23 protein-coding genes are annotated in these 23,819 nt (G+C 36.9%); 3 read left to right on the forward strand and 20 right to left on the reverse strand.

Annotated features, from left to right (window positions below):
- Positions 1 to 10: 10 nt before the first annotated feature.
- The 12 genes from NSQ14_RS09415 to NSQ14_RS09470 form a co-directional block, all read right to left on the reverse strand.
- A complete protein-coding gene (locus NSQ14_RS09415; RefSeq protein ID WP_216405224.1) occupies positions 11 to 706 on the reverse strand; it encodes a hypothetical protein in 696 nt (231 codons plus the stop codon).
- Between the two features lie 24 nt (positions 707 to 730).
- Positions 731 to 1,618: a LysR family transcriptional regulator gene (locus NSQ14_RS09420; RefSeq protein ID WP_346216272.1), complete on the reverse strand. Its 888-nt coding sequence runs from the start codon at positions 1,616 to 1,618 to the stop codon at positions 731 to 733.
- A gap of 93 nt (positions 1,619 to 1,711) precedes the next feature.
- A complete protein-coding gene (locus NSQ14_RS09425) occupies positions 1,712 to 2,482 on the reverse strand; it encodes an ABC transporter ATP-binding protein (RefSeq protein ID WP_034770261.1) in 771 nt (256 codons plus the stop codon).
- Between the two features lie 19 nt (positions 2,483 to 2,501).
- Complete coding sequence (locus NSQ14_RS09430; RefSeq protein ID WP_034770263.1) at positions 2,502 to 3,257, reverse strand: ABC transporter permease subunit; 756 nt, start codon at positions 3,255 to 3,257, stop codon at positions 2,502 to 2,504.
- Positions 3,258 to 3,268: 11 nt separating this feature from the next.
- Complete coding sequence (locus NSQ14_RS09435; protein WP_346208500.1) at positions 3,269 to 4,246, reverse strand: sulfonate ABC transporter substrate-binding protein; 978 nt, start codon at positions 4,244 to 4,246, stop codon at positions 3,269 to 3,271.
- Between the two features lie 65 nt (positions 4,247 to 4,311).
- Positions 4,312 to 5,442, reverse strand: a complete 1,131-nt coding sequence (gene ssuD / locus NSQ14_RS09440) for an FMNH2-dependent alkanesulfonate monooxygenase (protein WP_346208501.1) — start codon at positions 5,440 to 5,442, stop codon at positions 4,312 to 4,314.
- Between the two features lie 53 nt (positions 5,443 to 5,495).
- Positions 5,496 to 6,062, reverse strand: coding sequence for an NADPH-dependent FMN reductase (gene ssuE, locus NSQ14_RS09445; RefSeq protein ID WP_346208502.1), 567 nt, complete (start codon positions 6,060 to 6,062; stop codon positions 5,496 to 5,498).
- 160 nt (positions 6,063 to 6,222) lie between these two features.
- Positions 6,223 to 6,381 carry a YezD family protein gene (locus tag NSQ14_RS09450; RefSeq protein WP_197057088.1) on the reverse strand — a complete coding sequence of 53 codons (159 nt, stop codon included), beginning with the start codon at positions 6,379 to 6,381 and terminating at the stop codon, positions 6,223 to 6,225.
- 104 nt (positions 6,382 to 6,485) lie between these two features.
- Positions 6,486 to 7,388, reverse strand: a complete 903-nt coding sequence (locus NSQ14_RS09455) for a sulfite exporter TauE/SafE family protein (RefSeq protein ID WP_041846127.1) — start codon at positions 7,386 to 7,388, stop codon at positions 6,486 to 6,488.
- Between the two features lie 417 nt (positions 7,389 to 7,805).
- On the reverse strand, positions 7,806 to 8,717 hold the full coding sequence (locus NSQ14_RS09460; protein ID WP_346208503.1) for an NAD-dependent epimerase/dehydratase family protein: 912 nt from the start codon (positions 8,715 to 8,717) through the stop codon (positions 7,806 to 7,808).
- Between the two features lie 193 nt (positions 8,718 to 8,910).
- Positions 8,911 to 9,540: a DUF1796 family putative cysteine peptidase gene (locus tag NSQ14_RS09465; RefSeq protein ID WP_034770283.1), complete on the reverse strand. Its 630-nt coding sequence runs from the start codon at positions 9,538 to 9,540 to the stop codon at positions 8,911 to 8,913.
- 227 nt (positions 9,541 to 9,767) lie between these two features.
- Positions 9,768 to 10,994 carry a glycosyltransferase family 4 protein gene (locus NSQ14_RS09470; RefSeq protein ID WP_034770285.1) on the reverse strand — a complete coding sequence of 409 codons (1,227 nt, stop codon included), beginning with the start codon at positions 10,992 to 10,994 and terminating at the stop codon, positions 9,768 to 9,770.
- A gap of 338 nt (positions 10,995 to 11,332) precedes the next feature.
- Between NSQ14_RS09470 and NSQ14_RS09475 the strand changes: the two genes are divergently transcribed.
- Positions 11,333 to 12,124: a sulfotransferase family 2 domain-containing protein gene (locus NSQ14_RS09475; protein WP_034770288.1), complete on the forward strand. Its 792-nt coding sequence runs from the start codon at positions 11,333 to 11,335 to the stop codon at positions 12,122 to 12,124.
- A gap of 44 nt (positions 12,125 to 12,168) precedes the next feature.
- Here NSQ14_RS09475 and NSQ14_RS09480 read toward each other — a convergent pair whose 3' ends face one another.
- Positions 12,169 to 13,242 (reverse strand): glycosyltransferase family 4 protein, encoded by a 1,074-nt coding sequence (locus NSQ14_RS09480; protein WP_095141226.1) that lies wholly within the window; start codon positions 13,240 to 13,242, stop codon positions 12,169 to 12,171.
- Between the two features lie 146 nt (positions 13,243 to 13,388).
- Here NSQ14_RS09480 and NSQ14_RS09485 point away from each other — a divergent pair, with 146 nt between their 5' ends.
- The gene (locus NSQ14_RS09485; protein WP_041846123.1) at positions 13,389 to 14,126 is read left to right on the forward strand and encodes a glycosyltransferase; all 738 of its coding nucleotides are present in this window, start codon (positions 13,389 to 13,391) and stop codon (positions 14,124 to 14,126) included.
- A 251-nt stretch (positions 14,127 to 14,377) separates the two neighbouring features.
- Here the strand turns inward: NSQ14_RS09485 and NSQ14_RS09490 are convergent, their stop codons facing one another.
- From NSQ14_RS09490 to NSQ14_RS09510, 5 genes are all read right to left on the reverse strand, one after another.
- Entirely contained in the window at positions 14,378 to 15,430 is a 1,053-nt protein-coding gene (locus tag NSQ14_RS09490) for a zinc-dependent alcohol dehydrogenase family protein (RefSeq protein ID WP_041846122.1), read from the reverse strand.
- 648 nt (positions 15,431 to 16,078) lie between these two features.
- The gene (trhA, locus tag NSQ14_RS09495; RefSeq protein ID WP_346216273.1) at positions 16,079 to 16,720 is read right to left on the reverse strand and encodes a PAQR family membrane homeostasis protein TrhA; all 642 of its coding nucleotides are present in this window, start codon (positions 16,718 to 16,720) and stop codon (positions 16,079 to 16,081) included.
- A gap of 379 nt (positions 16,721 to 17,099) precedes the next feature.
- Positions 17,100 to 18,122: a homoserine dehydrogenase gene (locus tag NSQ14_RS09500; protein WP_041846120.1), complete on the reverse strand. Its 1,023-nt coding sequence runs from the start codon at positions 18,120 to 18,122 to the stop codon at positions 17,100 to 17,102.
- Between the two features lie 69 nt (positions 18,123 to 18,191).
- Positions 18,192 to 18,959, reverse strand: a complete 768-nt coding sequence (gene aroD / locus NSQ14_RS09505; RefSeq protein WP_041846119.1) for a type I 3-dehydroquinate dehydratase — start codon at positions 18,957 to 18,959, stop codon at positions 18,192 to 18,194.
- Between the two features lie 458 nt (positions 18,960 to 19,417).
- Positions 19,418 to 21,070 (reverse strand): ABC transporter substrate-binding protein, encoded by a 1,653-nt coding sequence (locus tag NSQ14_RS09510; RefSeq protein ID WP_346216274.1) that lies wholly within the window; start codon positions 21,068 to 21,070, stop codon positions 19,418 to 19,420.
- Positions 21,071 to 21,167: 97 nt separating this feature from the next.
- Here NSQ14_RS09510 and NSQ14_RS09515 point away from each other — a divergent pair, with 97 nt between their 5' ends.
- Complete coding sequence (locus NSQ14_RS09515) at positions 21,168 to 22,427, forward strand: MDR family MFS transporter (protein WP_328187225.1); 1,260 nt, start codon at positions 21,168 to 21,170, stop codon at positions 22,425 to 22,427.
- 57 nt (positions 22,428 to 22,484) lie between these two features.
- On the opposite strand, the gene NSQ14_RS09520 is transcribed toward NSQ14_RS09515, so the two are convergent.
- Together NSQ14_RS09520 and aroE are read right to left on the reverse strand one after the other, a co-directional pair.
- Positions 22,485 to 22,991 carry a shikimate kinase gene (locus NSQ14_RS09520; RefSeq protein ID WP_251245691.1) on the reverse strand — a complete coding sequence of 169 codons (507 nt, stop codon included), beginning with the start codon at positions 22,989 to 22,991 and terminating at the stop codon, positions 22,485 to 22,487.
- Between the two features lie 13 nt (positions 22,992 to 23,004).
- The gene (aroE, locus tag NSQ14_RS09525) at positions 23,005 to 23,814 is read right to left on the reverse strand and encodes a shikimate dehydrogenase (protein WP_227139350.1); all 810 of its coding nucleotides are present in this window, start codon (positions 23,812 to 23,814) and stop codon (positions 23,005 to 23,007) included.
- Between the last annotated feature and the right edge of the window lie 5 nt (positions 23,815 to 23,819).

Here is a 23,819-nt window from a genome sequence, read left to right on the forward strand (position 1 = left end):
CATCAAAAAATTATTTCTTTTTCACTCCAAACTGTACCATCCATTCGTCATTTTGGTAAAAAATTCCCGTACCGAAATATCCGAGCTGGAATAACTCCTTCTGTCTTCCGTAATCGGACATATTGACGGAAAAATCCACAAGTTCAAATTCAACCGATTCCTTTTGAAAATCTTTAAAAAAGGTATAGCGCAGTTTTCCGTTATATTGCTCTTTTAAATCTACGATGGAAAAACCGAGAAAAAATTTATCTTTTAAACTTGGAATATTGAATGGAGCAACCGTAGATAAAACATAACGGAAACGGTTTCGATCAATTGTTTCCATTATTTTTTCCCCTAATAACTTTTGTAATCCCGACCCGCGATAATCCGGATCAACATTAGTAACTACCGAAAAGAGCGTGATTGGCAATTCTTCTTTCAAGATTCCCACCTCTAGGGCAATCTTTTCTTCAAGCGAATCCGGTGAAGAAAAGATTCGAAAGGCGACAAGACGGTCTTGGACAAATACACCAAGCATGATTCCCTCTTTTTGGAAAATGTCGATGAATTGTTCTTTACTTGTATGTTCTAAAAACTCCGGAGAAGGTAAATGGTCAATTACTTTTGATTGTAATTGACTCATCGTATCTAAATCATCCACCGTCAATGTTCTGACAATAAACGGCTCACCATTTTGAAGAATTCCTGTGGTAATTTCTGCCATGCATTTCCTCTCCTTTCACTCGTTTTATAGTATGTTGGAAAAAAAGTGTATTAATGTATCTACGTTTTTCCTTAAAAAGCGCTGCGGTTTTTGTACCATCCATAAATTTCTGTGAATATGAATGTCTTTTATTTTAACTTCTGCAAGTTCATCATGTTGCAGTTCTTTTTCCACTGTAATTCTCGGTAAGATGCTAATTCCTAATCCTGCTTCAACCGCACTTTTAATCGCTTGGGTACTGCCGAGCTCCATATAACTTTGAATTTTATTCAGTACTCCAAATTCTTTCAATGCTTGTTCCACGATTAATCTTGTTCCGGAAGTTGATTCACGCCAGATCATATGTTCCTTCGCTAATTCTTCAATATCAATATATTGTCTTTTCGTCCATGGGTGGCCGGTTGGACAAACTAAGATCAGTTCATCGTCCGCAAATTTTTCCACTGTAAAATGTTTGTTTTCAACTACCCCTTCAACAAAAGCAATATCAATAACATCATTAGAAAGTTTCTCGAGAATATTCGGTGTATTTCCGATTTCCAGCAATAATCTTACGGATGGATGATTTCGTTTGAAAACTCCGAGAATTTTAGGTAAAAAATATTCCCCAATCGTTAATGATGCACCAACATGAAGTTTCCTATCGTCATTCCCGATGAGTTGCTGGATGGTTTCTTTTGAACGATTGTAGTCTTTTACAATTTCTTTTGCGTACGGATACAAGATTTTCCCGGCACTAGTTAATTTTAGTTTCCCGTCAGTCCGATCAAACAAAAGCGTTCCATACGTATTTTCCAATTGATGCATTTGTTTTGTTACGGCCGGCTGAGATAAGCCACTCAACCGTGCCGCTTGACTAATACTTCCCTCCTCAACTACCAAACAAAACAACCGTAAACTGTCGATATTCACGAAATTCGCCCTACCTCTCGCCTATCTTCTACTTAAATTATAGCAGAACCGGGCAATCATTATTAGGATAACGTTAATTTTCTTTTATATTTTTCATAAGTTAACTGTACGTTCTGCATTATATACAGCATTTTCTCTTTTTCCCAAAATTCTATTTAGAATTTGATTAACTAATTTAGAGAATTGCGGGTGATCCCTTTGTCGCGGATAAGGTAATTGAACAGGTTGATCCATTACGATTCGCCCTTCTTCAATTAATATGACACGATTGGCCAAAGTGACTGCTTCCTCAACATCATGGGTGACTAAAATAGCAGTCAATTGCTTTTCCATCCATAGATCTCTAATTAAGTCCTGCATTTCAATTCTTGTCAATGCATCTAGTGCTCCAAGTGGTTCATCAAGTAAAAGAAGTTCCGGTTCATGAATAAGAGCTCTTGCTAATGCAACCCTTTGTTGTTGCCCGCCTGATAATGCAGACGGCCATTTGTTTGCATGTTCTTTTAATCCAACCTTTTCTAATAAGGAAATAATTTCATTTCTTTTTTCAGTAGTTTTCAAACCTAATCCGATATTTTCATAAACCTTTTTCCATGGTAACAACCTGCCATCCTGAAACATCATTTTTACCATACCATTTCTGCCATTAAGCTTTTCCTCTTTTACGAATATATTTCCTGATTGGATTTGCTCGAGCCCGGCAATAATTCTTAATAGCGTACTTTTTCCACATCCGCTCCTACCGACAATCGCAATGAATTCCCCTTTATTCACTCGTAAGTTAATATCGTTTAATACGACTTTTTCTCCGTATGTCTTTTGAACTTTTACTAATTCCAATACAGGTTCATTCCCCATTCCCATCTTATTGACCTCCAAATCCTTATTGATAACTTGGATTCCATTTTAAACTCTTTTTTTCAATTATTTTTGCGATAACATCTGAAAACTTACCTAATAAAGCATAAAGAATAATACTTAACAAAACAATGTCCAATTGCATAAATTCCCTTGCATTCATCGCCAGATATCCGATCCCGGAATTTGCTGCAATCGTTTCTGCAACGATTAATGTAACCCAGGCAGTCCCTAACGCAAAACGCACACCCACTAAAATTGACGGCAAAGAGGCAGGAAAAATGACATTCCAAAACAGACTTAATCCCTTTAACTCATATACCTTTGCCATCTCTACCAGAGAAGAATCTACATTACGGATCCCATGAAAGGTATTAATATAGATTGGAAAAAAGGTCCCTAAGGCAACTAGAAATATTTTCGATTCTTCTTCAATCCCAAACCATAAAATAACTAGCGGCAGTAAAGCCAAATGAGGAATATTTCTGACCATTTGAATACTTGAGTCAATTAGCGATTCTGACAGCTTTGACAATCCATTTATCAAACCGAAAAAAAATCCAATGCCACCGCCGATGATAAATCCCCAAAAAACTCTTTTCAAACTAATCCATACATCAGAAATTAATTGTCCGTTTAAAGTCAATTCATGTGCAGATATAACGATTTCTATTGGACTGGGTAAAACTCTTGATGAGATGATACCTAAAGTCGATAAAGCCTGCCAAATAATTATTAACGTAGTTGGTATTATCCAAGGCAGTAACTTTTTTCCATTCATATTAAGACCTCCTATGAATCAACTTTTAATAATGCTTCAGATGTATCAATTTTTTTCGGAATTAATTGTAGTTCATAAAATTTATCAGCAATTTTTTGTTGTTCTTCAATAGTTTTCTTCGTTATCTTTTCAATACCAAATGTCCTTCTTTCTAGAACTTTTTCCAATGTTTCTGCTTCAATTCCTAATTGTGGTGATAGAAATGCTGCTACTTCTGCTTTATTTTCTATTGTTTTTCTTTCTGCTTTTTCGATTTCTTTATAAACGATATCCAATAGTTCTGAATGCTTTTCTGCAAAGGATTTTGAAGCTAGGAAAAATTCACGATTCTGGACCAACCCGGTTCCATCGACTAAAATACGTGCACCTGTTTTGGCTTCTGCTTCAGCAAAAAAAGGATCCCATATTACCCATGCATCGACAGAACCTTGCTCAAAAGCAGCTCTGGCATCGGACGGAGCTAAAAAAACCGGTTCAATTTCTTCATATTGAATCCCGTATTCTTCTAATGCCTGAACAAGCAAATAATGAACATTCGATCCTTTATTCAATGCAATCTTTTTTCCCTTTAAATCTTTCACACTTTGAATAGGAGAATCTTTCGGAACTAAAATTGCTTCACCTTTTGGATTAGTAGGTTCATTGGCAAAGTACACGATTGGAGCACCAGCCGCTTGAGCAAAAATCGGCGGTGCTTCCCCTGTATGACCTAAATCTAAACTACCAACATTTAATGCTTCAAGTAATTGCGGTCCTCCGGGAAACTCGGTCCATTTTACTTTATAGCCTTTAGGTTCTAACACTTTTTCCAGCGTTCCTTCTGCCTTAAGAATGTTTAATGTGCCAAATTTTTGATAGCCGATTCGAATAATTTTATCTGTTGCATCTTTCTCCTTAGATGAAGCCGTTTGGTCACACCCTGTTAAAGTAATGAAAGAAATTGTTATTAGTAAAAAAGAAAGAAGTAGTGTCCTAGTTTTTTTTATCATTTTGTTTCCCCCGAAATATTAAAATATCTTTGTTTCAAATAATCATTCCTAAACAATAGTGTTCTTTACTTTATCGGTATTTGTTGATTGGCTATTATTTCACCAAATGGACTAATAAATACTTTTTCATTTTGTTTGCTTACGTTTTGAATTGACAGCTTAGGAAATAATAATTCCGCTGTCCGGTAAGCTTCTTCTAAATGCGGATAACCTGATAAAATAAATGTTTCAATTCCTAAATCAGCATACTCTTGGATTCGCTTTGCAACTGTATCCGGATCACCGACAAGCGCTGTCCCTGCACCACCTCGGACAAGACCGACACCTGCCCAAAGATTAGGACTGACCTCCAAATTTGACCGGTCACCTTTATTAAGTGCCGTCATTCTTTTTTGTCCTACCGAATCCATTCTTGCATATACCTTTTGTGCGGCATTAATCGTTTCGTCGTCAACATAGTTGATTAACTTTTTTGCTGCTTGCCAAGCTTCTGATTCGGTTTCCCTAACAATAACATGCAAACGGATGCCAAATTTTACTTCTCTACCTCTTTCTTCAGCCAGTTTCTTCATTTTCAAAATTTTCTTTTCTACTTGCACAGGTGGTTCTCCCCAAGTTAAATAGACATCAACATGATCTGCTGCCACCTTCATTCCCGCTTCTGATGAACCTCCAAAATATAATGGGGGATAAGGTTTCTGGAGTGGTGAATATAGAACTTCTGCCCCTTCTACATGCAGGTATTCCCCTTGGAAATCAAACTTTTCTCCTTCTAACGTCTTCCTCCATATCGTTAAAAATTCATCAGTTAAATCATAACGTGTATCATGTTTTAGAAATAATCCCTCTCCAGCTAATTCAATAGGGTCACCACCTGTCACAACATTTATTAATAATCTGGCACCGGATAAGCGATCAAATGTTGCTGCCATCCTTGCCGCAACTGTTGGTGACATCAAACCCGGTCTGACTGCTACTAGAAATTTCAGCTTTTCTGTAACGGGAATTAGACTGGAGGCAACCACCCAAGGATCTTCGCATGATTTTCCAGTAGGAATTAATACGCCTTCATATCCTAAACTATCTACGGCCTGTGCAATTTGACGGAAATAAGCGTAGTTGGCAGCTCTGCCTCCTTTTCTTGTTCCTAAATATCTACCATCTCCATGTGTAGGTATAAACCAAAAAATTTTCAAAGTTCCTCATCCTTTCAATCAAATTTTTTATTTTTCTATAATAACTCTCTGTTTTACAAATCCATTTGAGATAATACCGGAATGGCTTTTTCTGTTTTATTAACTGAGTCAACAAAATAATAAAGTTGTTTTTTGATTCGTTTATATAGCTCGTCATCGGTGATTGGATTCTCGTAAATCTTTTTATCAATTTGTTTATCCAATAGATAAATACCTTTTAAACATATCCCTTTCAACGTGGTAAGAACCGGTTTTAATGTATATTCGATCGCAAGCAAATGCGCCGGACTACCACCTGTCATAATGGGCAGAACGGGTTTATTTTTTAAAACATCTTGGGGCATTAAATCAATTAACGCTTTTAATACACCGGTATAGGCTCCTTTATAAACAGGTGAGCCAACAATGATACCCGATGCCTGTTGTATATCTTTTGAAATTTTTTGGATTTCTTCATTATCATATAGGCCACTAAATAAAACTTCAGCGGATATATCCTTTACTGATATATGTGTGACCGAATGCCCTTCTTTTTCTATGAGCTGACCTAAAAAATGAAGAACATGCTCAGAACTGGAATTTCGAGAAGGACTTCCCGAAATAATGACAATCTTACTCACAAAAATCATCTCCCTTTATTTTTTAAAACAAAAAGGATACAGACTTGATTGATATAATAGTAAATATCAATCATTCTGTATCCTTTGGTGGTCCAATCGGATAAACGTTTGAAATTGTATTAGGAATTGTGTTTCGTTCCTTTCGATGTAGTGTTTGAGATTACGATTTGTTTACTTTCGCCAAGGTAAATCGCTTCTTTTCCGTCTTGTCGATTTGGGTAATTTCACCGGCATGGACGGTAATATTTAACGAGCCATATTCCATGTTTTCCAACAGGGAAATGATATATTTCAGTTTTAACTCATCCAATTGTTTCATTAATGTCCCCTCCACCTTTAAGGTAATGTTTGATTTTACTATTACCTGTGATATATAGATGAATTGCGTGATTACCAATTGTTTTCAGCCATTCTACCCGATAATTACGCCTCGACATCCAAAGGTAAATCTGCTTCGGAAGCTTTTCTGTCCAGGTTATATTTATATATGGCATATCCAACCGCTGCAATCCAAGTTACGATAATCAATCCGTATAAAACCGGATAAATCGAATCATCGGATATCCAAGTGGAAAAGATTGTTCTTGCATTTGTTAAAACAATAAATCCGCCCACTAAAGTACCCATTATTTGTGTAGGGACAACGCGCACAAGCCAAGCAGCCAATGGTGCCGCCAAAACGCCTCCGATCATTAGCGCAATCACCCACACCCATTCAATCAGTTCTGAACCAAGAGATAGGAAAAAACCTAATGAAGCGGATAAAGCAATGACAAATTCACTTGTATCCACGGTACCGACAGCTTTTCTCGCACTCATTCCTTTTTTAGAAAGTAAGACTGGTGTTGTGATTGGTCCCCAGCCACCGCCGCCGGTTGCATCAAAAAATCCGCCGATAAAACCTAGAGGGATGGATTGCTTATAGGACAACTGAACATTTTTCTGTTCTTCCGTTTTTTTATAGATAAATAGAAAACGAAATAGAATATATACGCCTAATAGTAATAAAAATAATGAAACATATGGCTTAATGACATCACCGGGTAAATTACTTAAAAATGTTGCACCTAAAAAAGCTCCAATTGCTCCCGGGATAATCAAGCGAAAAACCATCTTTTTATCGACATTGCCAAATTTAATATGAGAAGCGCCCGATGCGGCAGTCGTCACCAATTCGGCTAAATGCACAGATGCGGATGCCGCCGCAGGATTCACACTAAAGGCCAATAACAAAGTTGTCGAAGTGACACCATAAGCCATTCCTAACGCTCCGTCAATCAGTTGTGCGAAAAAGCCGACAATTGCAAACACAATTAATTTGCTCATCCTTGTTTCCTCCTTCATTTGCCCCACAATACCTATTTAGCTACTTACGGCTTTAAAATTTTCTATGTATTATATTCAGCGTATAAAAAAATGTTATAGGGTATTTTATTGAGTTATATTTTAATCATACTATTCCGACCTGTCAACTATTTTTTAAGTGGATTTTGAAAATTTATTTTATACGGTAAGTATAAATTTTCAGTAAAGGTACGAATTCGACGCAGATGGAAATTTTGAACTAACGTATAAGGGCACAAGAAAAAGCTGCGATCCGATATACCGCAGCCAAAAAAATTTAATATCACGTCACGAGTAGCCTAAACATTTTGACGCCCAAGTTTTTTATTGAAATGTTGAAATCAAAACGTTGCAATCGTTTTTTTCAAGGGGGATTACAATAAAACGGTCCCCAAATCATTAGCTAAAAACGTATTGATATGTTTCCGCTAATCCGCTATGAATATCTATTTTTGGTTTCCATTTAAGCCATTTTTTTGCTTTTTGATTATCCAGACAACTATCTTGAATATCTCCTTTTCTCGCTGCGGAATAGCGAACCGACACCGGTTGCTTGTGTAATTGCCTGAGTATGTTTACAATTTGGTTGACGGATGTACTTTGAGCTGTGCTTATATTAAAAATATCCCGATTTCCCCGTTCAATGGCGGCCAGATTCGCTTGAACAATGTCCTTAACAAAAATGAAATCTCTTGTTTGTTCTCCATCACCATGAATATTTAATGGTTTTTGCTTCTTTAATTGATCAAGGAATACAGCAATGACACCTCCTTCTCCTTTCACGGTTTGCCGTGGTCCATACACATTACCATAACGGAGAATCGTAAAAGGAATATCGTACAGAGACGAAATCAATTGAATATATGTTTCTGCTGTACGTTTCGATAATCCATAAAAAGAAACGGGTTCAGCCAAGTCCTTTTCACTTATTCGATCTCTCACAATGTTTCCATATACCGCTGAAGTGGAAGAAAATATAAGTTTTTTTATATCGTGATTACGACAAGCTTCTAAAATATTGATTGTCCCGTTAATATTCGTATTGGCATCAACTCTAGGTTCATTCATCGATTTTGAAACATCGGCTTGTGCGGCTAAATGAAAAATCACATCCGGTTTTTCTTCTTGAATCCATTGTCTCGTTTCGTTTCCGCGTATATCAAATTCATACAAATGTGCAAGTGGCGATAAAAAATCCCGTTTTCCTGTAGAAAAATTATCGATTACATGTACGTCATATTCTAACTTAACGAGTTGATCAACGAGATGTGATCCGATAAAACCTGCTCCACCCGTAACTAGAACTTTCATTCTATGGCTCCTCTCCAACGTATTTATCCCGCACGAACGGTCACTAAATCTTCCTCCTGTGACTAAAAGAAAATCAAAGATGTAAAGGGCGAAGATAAGTGCCCGATTGGTTCTCCTAACCATCAATGGGGTGAAGAAACCCCCACTGCTGGAAGTCTCACTTTATCTCACCTTAACGGGGAAGTCCAATGAGTTATTTCATTAAGGAAACACCTTGGAAAATTTTTGCCCAATATGGATCATTTTCATCCCAAATTTCTTTATTTGGCAGTTCAACAAGAGTTACTGAGGAAAGCGGATACGGTTTTTCAATCATATGACTTATGTTTTTATGGTGGACTAATAGAATGTGAAAATCTCCGGCTACCATATTGGACAAAATCGTCTCCAATTCTTTTACATCTTCAAATTTTGCTTCATTTGCTTCAGTTCGGATGAATAAAATTCGTTTACTCGTATTCATTTTTTCAAGAAACCGATTAATTCTTCTGTCATATTTTGCTTTTACTTCCGCATACCCGCCTAAATGAGTTAATGTGTTTTTATCGGTTTTAAAATCATGGTTAAAGCCAATATCATAAACAAAGTCATGAACATATAAATCTGTAGGCGAGAGATAGCGGTCGGGTTTTAAATGATTGATATTCAAAAAATCGGAAAAACGGTTTTTAATCAGCAAATTGACTTTTGATAATTGTGGGGAACCAACCCAATCCAGCACACCCGAAAACGGACGTAACTGAAACTTCCGCAATTGCATGGCAGCTAAACAAAGATGCCCTAAACTGAAAATGGAATCATACGTACCCTTTAATTTATGCAAAACTTGTCATTCTCCTTTATCCAACCTCGGGCAGAATAAAGACCTCCACCTCAAGGTTTTCGAATATACAAAGAAGATAGGTGGAGTATGAACTGTCCCATGCGTCCGATTCGTTCAACATTTTACTTATCAAATAAATTTCTTGTTTTTTTACCCACCTCACATCTTTTAAATTTATATTATGTTCGCTCTGATTTTTCGTATATAGCATTTGACCAAAATAGCCTTTAATTTTTGTTCACTTCGTCAATCTTGGTTTTTCGTAAAAAAATTGCCTGTTCATAAATATTTACTATTTTTTCAATCGCTTGATTTAATGACCAATGTGTCAGTGCCCAATCTTTTGCCCTTTTACCTAAATTAGCAAGATACTGCTCATGTTCCAGTAAATATTCGATATGGACAGCAAGCATTTCCTCATCACCGGGTGGCGTTAAGACACCGGTCATCCCATGTTCAATCATTTCTGGCACACCACCGACATTGCTGGCAATTACCGCTTTCCCGGCAAGTTGTGCTTCGATAACAGATAATGGCTGATTATCGATTAATGTCGGGAGAACGAGGATATCGGCGAGTGATAATAGATATGGTATATCCTTTCTTTTTCCGAAAAAAGACACCTCATTGTCCAGCCCAAGTAACGCTACTTGTTTTTGTAACACTTGATCTTGCGGACCATCCCCGACGATCCAACAAACCCAATCATGTCTCTTCTTTTTCAGTCGAGCTAATGCACCAATCAAATGATGGACTCCTTTCATCTCAGAAAGTCTTCCGGTATAGATGATTACTTTTTGTGTGAACGGTTTTTGGATTGGTGATGGATGATTCATTTGCTCCAAAAAAGTCTCGATATCATAGCCATAGTGATGAATTTTAAGTTGTGAAACGGGGACATTATATTCTTCAACTAAAATATTTTTCATCCAATTATTGGCGATAATCGTTATTTCACCGGCCGTTGCGCCATTAAATTCTAGATTTCCAAAATAACTGTCACCGTGGGAAGAAACCGGATTCTTTGAACGATAATACGCTTCTAAAATTTCATGGGCAACACATCCGTGCAGTGTGGCCACCAATGCAGTATGTTTTGCACGAATTCGATTGAAAATAACGGCAGAGAACACATCTTGGCAATGGATTAAATCATAATTTCCGATTCCAAGTATTTTTGCCGCAAGTTCATAAAAATACATGCGTTCTTCATAATAATGAATGACAGAATCCAACACCATTGCCGGAAAAGCTTGTTTAATTTCACCTAGAAAAAAACGTTTATTTACTTTTTGATTTTTATTATAGATATAAACAAAATTCCCTTGATCCCCGTAACCGAAAAGATCAACTTCATGACCGAGTGATTCCAGTCTTTCTTTCAATTGTTGCATATACTTCCATACCCCTCCTGTATGAGGAATTTCCCAGAAGGTCGCAAGCAAAATTTTCATATTACGTTCCACCTCATTACTTTTCCATAAACTTTTGGCTGTCCTTAAAGTATCATATTCAAGAGGAAAAGAAATCGGTATGACCAACATGGAATTTCGAGACCACTGTGTAGAAGTGCTAAATAATAATAAGATTACTTTCTTAACATGTATTTTTGTGGCCTATCCTTCTATATATTGTGTAAGTGGACTTATTCGAATTGTTTTTCAGTGGCCTCGGAGTTTCTTTCTTTCAAATTACAGATTTTCTATGTACCCGTCCCTTGCAAAATACTAGCTTAAGCATAGATTAAATAGAAAGCATATTGAAAATAATTTTCAAAAGGAAGTGACACACAGTGCAAAGTAAAGAAGTTAGAGTGGAAAATGTAGTAAAAAAACGTTTGCCACATTTTCACCCTAATTTTCCAATTATTTTATTCTGGAGTCAAAAAAGCGGATGTACTACTTTCTTAAAATGGTTTTTCTTTCAAGTCGATCTGCTTGAGGAAGCTATTGACTACAATCCTTGGGTACATTTTTATGAGAATGAAGTCTATAAGCAGAAACCGACTTATATGCAGGATGTAATAGACCATCTTTTGACGAAAAAAAAAGATACATTGAAACTTGTTCGCAACCCGTATAAAAGAGCAGTCAGCCAATTTTTAATCCTTGCCACATCGAAAGGAAATCAACATTGGGAAAAAGAATGGGAAAAAATCCGCGAATTTTTTTATCATGATAAAAACAGTACGAAAGGCATTACATTCAAGCAATTTTTACATTATATCCAAGAGGCTGAAGGTTATGACAGCCATTTCGCCCCACAATATGAACCTGGGGAAGAAGAATTTGTTGATCAGTATATATATCTTGAAACTTTCCAGAAGCAAATAAAACAAATCGAAGACAAATATAAACTGAAAAGCTCAAATCTGCTTGAATTATCAAAATCAACTCATCACCTATCTCCAGCAATGAAGCTAAAAGGAAACTTTGCCGATAAAGAAATATCAGAATCCACCTTTATTACTACAGGCAAATTTCCAACTTATAAAAGTTTTTATGACAAAGAGGCCATTCAGTTGGTCAATACCGTGTTTTCCAACGATTTTGAAGTTTATGGCTATAAAAAATTAAAGAAGTAACATAGGACCCGGTGAGATCCTGCAAGATCCATGTTCAATATCATTCAATTAACACCAATAGCTTGAAGCATATTCCGGAAATGTTTTCCATAGAGTTCAGGACTAAAATTCACTTTCACATGTTCATAACCTTTTGAACGGATATGTTCACGAATCTCAGTATTGTTCATTAATTCGACCGCTTGAGTAACTGCTTCAGAAATATTGCCGATTGTATAATATTTACCTGTCTCATTATGAATAATCGAACTTCTTACGCCATCAGAATCGGTCGTAAGGATTGGACATTTACAACTCAAAGCTTCAAGAATGGCGTATGGGGCTCCTTCCACTTTTGATGTTGAACAAAGAAAACCGCCGGAGTCCCCTATACGAGAATAATATTCTGCCATATTTTCATTCGGAACATTTGCATGCAAAGTTACATGATTTTGCAAATTCAACCGGCTTATTGTTGCTTCAAATTTTTGTCGTTCCCTTTGTGTACTTAACGTAGGATCCTCGAACATATATAATTGAATGTTCGGATTAACCTTCTCAATTAACTTTGCACCAATAAAAAGAAATTCCCGCCAATTTTTATTGTCCTCAATCCGGCCGATCCAAGCGACAATCGGATGGGGATGGCCGGTTGTCTTTTGGTAAGAAAATTTCGTCGTATCAAAGCAATTATTAAATTGGAATTTCGGTACGGTCGGAAATAATTCATGAAATAGCTGTTCAATATGTGGGGTTTTCGGATTTAACAAGCCATCAGCATACCGGGTTACGAGCGGAACGACACTTTGAAACACTTTCCGGGCGACGTGTTTGGGGCCGTAACCTTGTACTTCGATAATCATTTTTCCTTGATACCCGAGCGATTGAAATCTTGGTAATGCTTGAAAGTCGGACGTAATGACAATGGCTTGATATTTGCCTGTCTCCAATATTTGTTTTATTTCCTGATCATTATTTGTAATGAAGACAGGGGCAGCATGATCATTTAGTAAATCCCGTCTATTTTCATAGTAAAGGAAATGACAATTCATTCCAATCTTTTTCAGTGCCAGGCTTCTTTGACGATTTAATGTTTCAACACCCCCACTCGGCACATAATAAACGAAAAGTATATTCATTGTATCCTCTCCTGTTTTTTACAAATATGCCTTATATCACCATATGCCGTAAAACTCGAATGGTGTAATGATTGTGTCAGCCCACGCTTTATTCTTTTACCGGAATATTTTAATATGAGAAACATGAACGGAAAGGGAGTGATTATTTGGTAGAAAGGAATGAGACCGTCAGTATATTGATTCCGTTTTATAATTGTCCCTATGTTGGGCAAGCGGTTCAGAGTGCATTAGCTCAAAGCTACCCTCATATAGAAGTGATTGTTATCGATGACGGCTCAACCATGTATAAAGAACGCATATCCTCTTATCTATCAAGAATTACGTATTTGGAAAAAGAAAATAACGGAGTCGCTTCGGCAATGAATTTTGGAATTAAACAGGCAAAGGGCGATTATTTCGTGTGGTTAAGTTCTGATGATACAATTCATCCCGATAAAGTCCGGCATCAACTGAACTTTATGCAAAGAAAAAATGCATTTCTTAGCTGTACAAATTTTAATACAATGAATAAAAACAGCGAAATTATTAAATACAATGCCGGTCTTCATTTCAACAATGATTTAGAGCTCCTGAAATTATTGCAAAATTATAATCCAATTAATGGCTGTACGGTGATGTTTTCGAAAAAAGTTGTAGAAACTGTTGGACTTTTTAATGAACAACTAAAATACGCACAAGACTATGAATATTGGCTTCGGGTCGCTTTACAATATCCCATTCATTATTTCCCAATGACCCTAACAAACTACCGGATTCATGATGATATGGGGACGGTTCGACATAAAGAAGAAATCACAAATGAATTCCATTATGTCAGGGATCAATATCATGATGCAATTGGAAATTTAATAAACATACGGTCTAATAATCAGTTAGACCAATAAATCCTTGAAAATAGAAAACTGTCCAAACGCATCCCTTTGAGCATTACCAGATACACAGGATTTTTGGACAGTTCATTTTTTATCCCACCTTAATGGCGAGTCACCTAAAGATTTTCGAGATTACAAAGAAGATAGGTGGAGATGAAGAACCCCCCACGGATAGAAGTTTCACTTTATTGAAATCTGCTTGTTGCATTTTCTAGATAATAAGAGTTTACCACTATTATAGCCAACACCTTCTAATAACAAGTTTAACTAAAATCTGTTATGATATTAAATCCATATGTTTGATAATTTGACATGTCGTTAAATACATCCGTTACATCATTTAGAGAAATTTCACGAGATACAAGTGATTTTGGATTTAATTTCCCTCGGGCGATCAGTCGCAATAATCCATCATATTCGGTGCGGGGATTCCCCAGGCTTCCAACCACTTCCAATTCCATCATTGTCACCATATCAATGGGAATGTCGACAACACCTGATTCACTGCTGGTTGTAAGTCCGATTTGGACATGGCGACCACCCTTTCTAAGTGATAAAATGGAATTTACAATAGTTTCTTTTATACCAAGTGCATCAATGGAAGCATGGGCACCGCCTTTTGTGATTTCCTGCACAGCTTTGGGGACAACTTCCTTACGAGCATTAATTGTGACCACTGCTCCCTCTTTTTGAGCCATTTCAAGCTTTTTATCATCAATATCTACTGCAATAACTTGTGCACCTAAAGCGTTGGCGACTTGAATAGCGGATAATCCGACCCCACCGGAACCATTAACAACAAGCCAATCACCGGGACGTATATTTGTTTTGACGACACCGTGGAATCCGGTCATATAGCGACAGCCAATGGCAGCAGCCGTTATCGCATCAACTTCATCAGGGAGATGAACCAAATTAAAATCACCTTGTGGGATGCGAATATATTCTGCATAAGCCCCGTCATTGACCATTCCATGCACTCTAACATGTTCACATAGATTAGACCTGCCGCTTAGACAGTAGGAACAATGGGCACAGGATTCATGAAACGGTGTCGTCACACGATCGCCCGGCTTAAAATTATTGATTTCTTTCCCAACTTCGACAACAACGCCTCCCATTTCATGTCCAGGAATAATCGGTAGTTCAGGCTTTATACCAAGCCACCCCATATCCCCCATCCATGCATGCCAATCACTTCTACAAACCCCGCTTGCTTCCACTTTAACAATGACATCATGTGGTCCCGGCGTCGGATCCGGCACTTCACCTACCCGTAACGGTTTTCTTAACTCAACAATTTGTGCAGCTTTCATGTACATGTCCCCCTTTGAATGATTTGAATGAATCGTTTAATCGGTTTTTTTTAGAAAACTTCGGTCCGGTTTGCCCCTTTAGGAAGAATATTAGTCTATATATATTTCATGTGGTCCTTTTCTAGTTTCTCTCGTAGCAAAAACAAACCTATTTTTATAAATGGTTGATATTGATTGGCATATGTTAGCGTTTACATTTTGGAGTGAATTGTGTAAGGATTGTTGTAGGATACATAATTGGCAAACAAGAACCATTGAAGATTTATTTATTAATATACTAAAAGGTCAAATACTTGTCAATATTTTTTCAGACTTTTATATATATTTTTATTGTTATACACAAAAAATATTCTTTAAAAAGAAAGACCGTCTAAATCATTTCAAACGGCCTAAATCTTTCTAGGATTATTTATATTGCTGCTTCACAATAGCAATGGTATACGCATGTGTGAATGTAAAAGGGGTAATATCTACATCACATTGTTTACAGTGAACGGTTTTTTACCGATTCCTTTTATCAACGTTTCCCCTCTTTTCATAATTTTTCTTTCTATCAATCTATTATTATTCTATCCTGCTTTATATCCGTTTTCAATGTATAAAATAAACAAACCACAGCCCCCGTACTGTTTAGGACTGCGGTTTGTTTTAAGGTAGTAGATAAAACAATACACAAAAGAAATGGGCAACGGTTCCGGCAATAACGAACAAGTGCCAAATCATATGATGAAATTTAAATCCACGCCAAACATAAAAAATTGCTCCGATTGTATAAAAAACGCCTCCGATTACAAGTAATACAACACCATTGAATGGCATATTTTCGACAATTTGCTTCCAACCGATGACAACTAGCCAACCCATTAATACGTACAAAATCGTCGATGTAAATAAATATTTTTTCACAAAGAAAGATTTAAAAACAATTCCACCAATGGCAAGGCCCCAAACAATACCGAACAAAGTCCAACCCAGACCACCTTTTATAACAAGTAATGTTATGGGCGTATAGGATCCAGCAATAAACAAATATATGGATGAATGATCCAGTATTTCGAAAACATCTTTCGCTTTTCCTTGGGGAAGGGCGTGAACAAGCATAGATGATGTATATAATAAAACCATTGTCGCCCCGAAAATTGTAAAACTCACAACATGAATTGCAGTTCCGTTTATTGAAGACGAAACAATAAGGATGACGAGTGCCGCTATACTTAATAAAGCCCCGATTCCGTGAGTGACAGCATTTGCAATCTCCTCCCCTTTTGTAAATCTGTGTGTTTCCGCCAAAACTATCATCTCCAATCTTTATCAATTAATTTTATCAATTAATTTTTAACAAGGAAAGGTGAATATTTACTTGAGGTTTGTATCCCAAAGAGGGTTCGTCGTCAAATTTGAGTAATTCTCGCCTCAAAATGGTAACGAGTTTCGGTTTCGTCGTAGAAAACAAGCATTTCTCACCTAAAAATGGTAAAGAGAATCAGGAGCGTCGTCAAAAACGAGCATTTTTCGCCTCAAATTAATTGGTGAGGAGGTCGGTTTCGTCCGTAAAACTGAGACTTTCTAGCCTAAAAAAGTCGACGAAAATGTATCTCGTCAACAAAATAGAGAGTTACCCGCTTTCCATTTACGACGTTCAAAAGACACTCTTCATGTTACATACAAATTACAAATCTCTCCGATATAAATTTATGACATCTTTTAATACTGCTGCCGCTGCTCCTCTCGGATGTGATGCACCGCCTGTTACGCAAACAGTACCCATTTCTTGCGTTTCAAATACAATTCCTTTATTTGTTCCATTTACATAATACAAAGGATTAGAAGGCGGAATGGTTCGTGGTCTTACCTCAAGGGAAAGATGTTCATTTTTTAAAATGACACTGGCCAATAATTTTATTCGTTCATTCTTCTCCTGTGCTTCATTTATTTTCTCTTTTGTGACATGTTCAATTCCCTCAATTTGGATATCGTTTAAGGAAAAACTCGTTTCCAATAACCCGTTCGTAAGTAATAAAATTTTACCTGCACTATCATAGCCTTTCACATCTAAACTCGGGTTCCTCTCGGCAATTCCTTTCATTTGAGCGACTTTTAAAGCTTCATCGAATGATAGATTGTTGTCGGCCATGGTAGTCAAAATAAAGTTTGTGGTCCCGTTTAAAATTCCCTCAATCCTTGTTATTGTTGCGCCGGCCAAACTATACCCGCCAATATCCATGGTCGGCAGTGCAGCCGCGGTTGCCCCACTGAATTTCATACTGACCCCCTTTTTCCGAGCTGCTTCTTTTATTCTTTTAAAAGAATGAACAAGCGCCCCTTTTGAAGCAGAAACAATAGCCATTCCTGCTTCGATGGCATTTAGTATGTACGATAATCCCGGCTCGCCGGTCTTAATATCGGTTGGTGTACATTCAACAAGGACATCACCATTCCATTTTGGAGGGACTAAAAAAATATTTTTTTCCTCGGCATATTGAGTAAGTGCATTGGATCCAACGTCATAATTCATCAATTTGTCCAAAGAGATCCCTTCTGCTTCATAAAGCATCCCTTTTGTACCAATAATACCTGTCACTTTTGGATGGAAACCGTACATATTTTTAATTGATTCGGAATGGCTCAACAATAGTTTACAAAATTCCTTGGCGACAACACCGTATCCTGTAATAATTATTCTTTTTTCCATGATAAATCCTTTCCTGACTGCTTTTCTTTTGTTAAATAAGCTCACATCTTTTTAATGCTAAATATACCTTCATGCTTCAAAATATTTATGAAAGATGTTCAATACGTGTCTTAAATCATCGGCAGGAATTTGCCCCGGTGCCGAAGCGGTTCTACCGGCTCCAAACGTACAAGCTGAGCCGAACAGTTCTCCGGATAAACGACTGATTAATCCAAGGGGACCCATGGCCATCGTAATGAGCGGATGGTCTCTATCCTTATTTTTCATCGTAATCGTAGCATCTAGTAAGGTAAGAATATCTTGAACATTTTTCGGCATAACGGCGATTTTTGAGATATGACCACCAAGCAATTGCATGGTCTCAAGCCGGCGAATTATTTCATCCTTTGTTGGCGTTTGCTGGAAATCGTGGTTTGAAATAATCATATAAACTCCATTTTCTTCAGCTAAAGCCACAACTTCTTTTACAATTGTTTCACCGCTGGATAGTTCAATATCAACAAGATCTGCTCTTTTTGTTTGGATAACGGTTTTTAATAGTTTCAAATAATAGTCTCCGGCAATTTCTTTCATCCCGCCCTCTTTATGCGTACGGAACGTAAAAATGAGCGGAATATTGAACAGTTGGGTACTCATTTTTTCAAGTAGATTTTTTATTGCTGCTAAATCTTCAACTTTTGAATAAGCATCTGCACGCCATTCAATTATATCAGGTTTCAAATCTTTAATTTCTTCCAATTCTTCAAGTAATTCTTGATCCGTTGTTCCCATCAGCGGAATGATCACTTTTGGTATTCCTTCGCCAATTTCAATATCTTTTATTTTCAACATTTTTATTTATTTCCCCCAATACCATATTCAAACGACAATAAGTACTTCACGGTATCAATTGATAAGACACAAAATATTATGCGTTCATGGTATGTTTTTGAAAAAATTTAAGGCAAGCCCATATGATTCGCCCCAAAAAGCCATATTTAAGCAAAACACGTAATGTCTGAAAATTAAAACAATTACAATATCTAGTGTAAATTTTTTTTTTTAAATCCAGTGACAATATATAACTAGTTTATCATAATTGGAAAATTTTAAAAATGTGAAAACAAAAATTGCGTCTTTAAATCGTCCATTTGTAACACCAAAAAAAGTTACTCTTCAGCGGTTTTACAAAATGCATTTCCTATCCTCTTCTGATTTTTATAAACGATTAGGGTATGGCCTCTTCATTTCGTAGATTCCCGGAAGAATTGGAGAAATCCTACAAAAGTCAGATAATACAATCGTATATGCATGAATTATATTTCCGGACGGACCCAAAGCTTAGAAAAATCAACATAGCCAAAATGCTTCATCTGGATATTCATGATATCATTTGAAAATGGAATTTCCTTTTTTTGATGATACAGCGGAATCATAATCGACTTTTCAATCAACAATTTTTCCATTTGTTCATGAAGATCATCCCACTTTTCAAACGGCGTCTGAACATACCTATCCACTTGTCTTTTTAATCCGAGATCATTGTTCAAAATACTGGCAAGTGGCGAATATCCGTTTTTTAAAAAATAGTAAAAAGAAAAGGTTTCGTTCATTTCAAAAATTTCTCCGTGAATATAGAGATCCACTTCTTCCTGTTTCGTTTTTTCATATACTGATTCCTCAAAGGTCAGCCACTTTACTTCAATCGGAACCCCTGCCTCTTCCAAAATCTCTTTCAACCAGTTTGTCATCGGTTCATTCCATTTCCGTTGCATAAGGATCAGCGGTGCGTAAAAACGAGGTCGCTCTACCTTAGGAATCGGGTATGGCTCTTTCTTATGCGATAAGCAGCTCGCATGATTGGGTACCATTTTTTCATATACACCAGTTACTTCATGGCGATGCCCCGCAATAACCGAATGAATGTAATCGCGTACCTCTTGCCGGCTGATATCCGAATTTCGATTGGCGTTCATTATAACAACACCGAATCCGGAATGACTTTTAAAGACAAAAGTAGACTCGTGCTCTTTTTTCAAATTAGAAGTATAGATGAAATCATAGTCTTTCGGTACTTGGATAAATTCAATTTCGTCAAGGAGCGGCCGTTCCTGAAAATGTTCTTTAAAAGCAATTAATTTTGTTTTCACCTCACTATTTTCAGCAACATAAAAAGGACCTGTTCCAACTAATCCATGATCCGTTTCTTTATAAATGCTGGCAATGATTGTTCCCAACAGCTGAAGGGTATAGCTGCAACCATTCGGTGTATCGATATCGATGACAAGCGGTGTTACGGCACGAATTCGTTCAACCGGTTGCCAAAGGTTCGCATATTGAGGTTGCTTTCTCATGTTCTCTAAACATTGGACAACATCATTCGCCGTTAAAATAGACCCGTCATGAAATTTCACATCTTTTTTTAAATAAAGTCTAAGCTTTGTTGGAGTCATATTCCAACTATGGGCAATTTCCGGTTCCACTCCTCCTCTTTCATCGATGGCCACTAACCGGTTATAGACCGTTGCCACCAAATTTGCCAGGTGTACATGGACGGCATCCAACGGGTGAAGAGAATGAAATGGATATTTGCGGGGAATGATGAGTTGATCGATTTCATAGACAGTTTGTTTGAATCCGAACTTTGATTGAAAATGGTTTAGTAACCTTGTTTTTCGCTCCTGAGACCAATCCATCAATAAATATTTGCTACTTTTTTCAATCGGCTCCTCTTCAATCATTGTAGTTAACTCTTGTTCATAAACTTCTTCAACATTTTTCAACCATGTTAATTTCGATACATTCCCGCGACCACGTCCTGATGTAAATGAAAGCCAACCTTCCCTTTCCCATGTTTTTATATAGCGAGCCGTTTGTTTTGGACTTAAATGTAAAATTTGTGCCATATCCTCTACTCGAACCGGCCCTGATTCAACAGATTTCCATAGTGTAAATAAATACTCATTCATTTTGTTCCCACCTAAAAGTAGACAATAATATTTAATATTGTCTATTTATTTTTATATATGTCTATTTTAATATACTAAACATAAGGGGGTCTTCCAAATGAAATGGCACGAATATCCGCAAAATATTAAAGTCCGATTAATTACCTCATTTCTTAATCGAACCGTTTCCTCATCCGTAATGCCCTTTATGGCCTTATTTTTTGCCCAAGAAAAAGGAAAAATTTGGGCCGGTTCATTTTTAATTGTGACCGTTTTTATTAGTTTCATTATGAATTTGATTGGGGGATATATTTCTGATCGTTTTCCGCGTAAAAAGGTATTACTGATTACTTCTTCTTTAAGTGCGATGACGTTCCTTTTGATGACGTTGAGTTTACTCCCAAGTGACCGGTTGATTGGGTTGTTTGCAGTTAGTTATATTATTTTTATTGTTGTGTCACGGCTCGGGAGTCCGGCAATGGAGGCAATCATAATTGATTCAACAACACCCGAGAATCGAAAATCAGTGTATGTGATTGATTATTGGCTAGTCAATTTATCTCTGGCGATTGGGACGGCTCTTGGCGGCATGTTTTATGTAAATCATCAAATCGAATTGTTTGCCGTTCTCACTTTTACATCATCTTGTTTGCCTGTTGCCTATTGGTTGTGGCTTCAAGATGTTTCTGTAAAGCAATTAAAAAAGCAGCATAATAATGTTATTCTTGATGTATTAAGCAATTACAAAGTTGCCATTAAGGATGCTCCTTTTGTCAAAGTGGTAGTCGGATCAATGTTCATTTTTGCTGCAGAATTTTCGATGAGCAGTTATATTGGTGTCCGGTTAGCAAATGAATTTGAGCCGATTGATTTTGGCGGTTTTACGGTTGACGGGGTTCGCATGTTGAGTATTCTCAATATCGAAAATACATTGCTGGTTGTGTTTTTGACATTTTTTATAAATCGAATGGTTAATCATTTCAGCAAGCAAAAAGGTTTATTGGTTGGACTTTTGCTTTATGGGATTGGCTATGTGACGGTCACTTCGGCAAACATTTGGTATCTGTTAGTCTTATTTAATTTTATTGCAACAGTTGGCGAACTGATTTACTCACCAATTCGAAAGACCGAGCAATCGAACATGATTCCGGATGATAAACGCGGGTCATACTCCGCTTTTTCAAATGTCTCTTTTAGTGGGGCTGATTTAATCGCCCGTTCAACCATTATTATTGGAGCATTCTTGGTTCCGTCGATGATGTCGGTTTATATCGGTGTGATTATCATGATGGGAATTTTGCTGATGTATACGGGATTGTTTGCCGGAAAACCTGTACTGCAAAAAGTATCAGTTATGAACAAGAACACAAAAGGTTAACGATAAACGAATTTAATTTTTCTTTACAAAAAAAGGACTGCAAATTATGCAGCCCTTTTATATCATTTCATATTTGTTCATAATCCCTATAATGTCAGTACAAACTTCTTCAATAATGCGGTCGTTAGCAATAATCTCATCTGCATATTTTTTATATAACTCGTACCGCTCTTCATAAAGGGCGAGCAGTTTTTCCTTGCCTTCTTTTAACAATGGTCTGGATTGGACGATGATGTCCGCCATGATTAAATCTACCGGCCGATCTAAAAAGACGATAACCCCATTGTCACCCAACAATTCTATATTGATTGGTTTTTTGATGACACCGCCGCCGGTTGAGACAATCAAATCCTTTCGCTTAGCAATTTCCATGCAAGCCCTTGTTTCAATTTCACGAAAATGGTCTTCTCCCTTTTCAAATAACTGGGGGATTGTCTTTTCTGTCCACTCCACAATAAATTCATCCAAGTCGATAAAAGGCTTTCCGGTTTTCTCTGCTACCAGTTTGCCAATGGTCGTTTTTCCACTCCCCGGCATACCGATAATGACTAATTTGTTTTTCATTCAATCACTCATTTTACTGAAATTTTTTATCGAAATCATCCATTACTTTTGTCAAAATTTCATGACTGATTTCTCTTTCTTGCCAAATTTCTTCCGCTTTTATGGCTTGACCGACCAACATTTCCAGTCCACCGCATATCTTTTTATCCAATCGCCGACCAATTTCCAAAAATTTAGTAACCCGCGGGTTATAGATAATATCAATCAATGTAGCAAAATTTATAATGATCTCTTCCGCAACCGGGCTTTCGTCCACACTCGGGTACATGCCGACTGAAGTTGTATTGATTAGTACATCCCCTCTAACGGTAGCGATCTCATCATACGTCATAAATTGAACTCGCAAATCATCATATACATCTTTACATGTTCGTCGCGATACAATATACAATTTTTTTACCCCATGGTCGAGTAAGTATTGAACGACGGCTTTCGCTGCACCACCGTAGCCCAGTACCATACACACTTTATTTTCAACCTCAACATGATTGCACTGAAGAATCGTGCCAAAGCCAAAATAATCAGTATTATATCCGTATAATTTTCCGTCTTTCAGCAATATCGTGTTAATCGCATTTAATTTTTTTGCCTCTTCTGATAGACCATCTAAGTATGGAATAATCGTTTGTTTATAAGGAATCGTTACATTCGCCCCTTTAATCTCCAATACCTTTAATCCATCGACAAATTTTTGTAAGTCTTCTTTTTTTACTTCAAATTTTTTATAAGCTGCCCGGATTTTTAAAAGAGAAAAAATCTTTTCATGAATTTCCGGCGAGATACTATGGTCTAATTTTTCACCTAAAAGTCCGTAAAATTCCATGGAAA

The organism is Caldifermentibacillus hisashii (assembly GCF_039654145.1).
GTDB classification, from domain to species: domain Bacteria; phylum Bacillota; class Bacilli; order Bacillales; family Caldibacillaceae; genus Caldifermentibacillus; species Caldifermentibacillus hisashii.

What these genes read in the sequence shown, in the direction of transcription:
- NSQ14_RS09415 (WP_216405224.1), bottom strand. Translation starts at nt 706, where the DNA reads ATGGCAGAAATTACCACAGGAATTCTTCAAAATGGTGAGCCGTTTATT.
- NSQ14_RS09425 (WP_034770261.1), bottom strand. Translation starts at nt 2,482, where the DNA reads ATGGGAATGGGGAATGAACCTGTATTGGAATTAGTAAAAGTTCAAAAG.
- NSQ14_RS09430 (WP_034770263.1), bottom strand. Translation starts at nt 3,257, where the DNA reads ATGAATGGAAAAAAGTTACTGCCTTGGATAATACCAACTACGTTAATA.
- NSQ14_RS09435 (WP_346208500.1), bottom strand. Translation starts at nt 4,246, where the DNA reads ATGATAAAAAAAACTAGGACACTACTTCTTTCTTTTTTACTAATAACA.
- NSQ14_RS09450 (WP_197057088.1), bottom strand. Translation starts at nt 6,381, where the DNA reads ATGAAACAATTGGATGAGTTAAAACTGAAATATATCATTTCCCTGTTG.
- NSQ14_RS09455 (WP_041846127.1), bottom strand. Translation starts at nt 7,388, where the DNA reads ATGAGCAAATTAATTGTGTTTGCAATTGTCGGCTTTTTCGCACAACTG.
- NSQ14_RS09460 (WP_346208503.1), bottom strand. Translation starts at nt 8,717, where the DNA reads ATGAAAGTTCTAGTTACGGGTGGAGCAGGTTTTATCGGATCACATCTC.
- NSQ14_RS09470 (WP_034770285.1), bottom strand. Translation starts at nt 10,994, where the DNA reads ATGAAAATTTTGCTTGCGACCTTCTGGGAAATTCCTCATACAGGAGGG.
- NSQ14_RS09480 (WP_095141226.1), bottom strand. Translation starts at nt 13,242, where the DNA reads ATGAATATACTTTTCGTTTATTATGTGCCGAGTGGGGGTGTTGAAACA.
- NSQ14_RS09490 (WP_041846122.1), bottom strand. Translation starts at nt 15,430, where the DNA reads ATGAAAGCTGCACAAATTGTTGAGTTAAGAAAACCGTTACGGGTAGGT.
- NSQ14_RS09500 (WP_041846120.1), bottom strand. Translation starts at nt 18,122, where the DNA reads ATGGAAAAAAGAATAATTATTACAGGATACGGTGTTGTCGCCAAGGAA.
- NSQ14_RS09510 (WP_346216274.1), bottom strand. Translation starts at nt 21,070, where the DNA reads ATGAATGAGTATTTATTTACACTATGGAAATCTGTTGAATCAGGGCCG.
- NSQ14_RS09515 (WP_328187225.1), top strand. Translation starts at nt 21,168, where the DNA reads ATGAAATGGCACGAATATCCGCAAAATATTAAAGTCCGATTAATTACC.
- NSQ14_RS09520 (WP_251245691.1), bottom strand. Translation starts at nt 22,991, where the DNA reads ATGAAAAACAAATTAGTCATTATCGGTATGCCGGGGAGTGGAAAAACG.
- aroE (WP_227139350.1), bottom strand. Translation starts at nt 23,814, where the DNA reads ATGGAATTTTACGGACTTTTAGGTGAAAAATTAGACCATAGTATCTCG.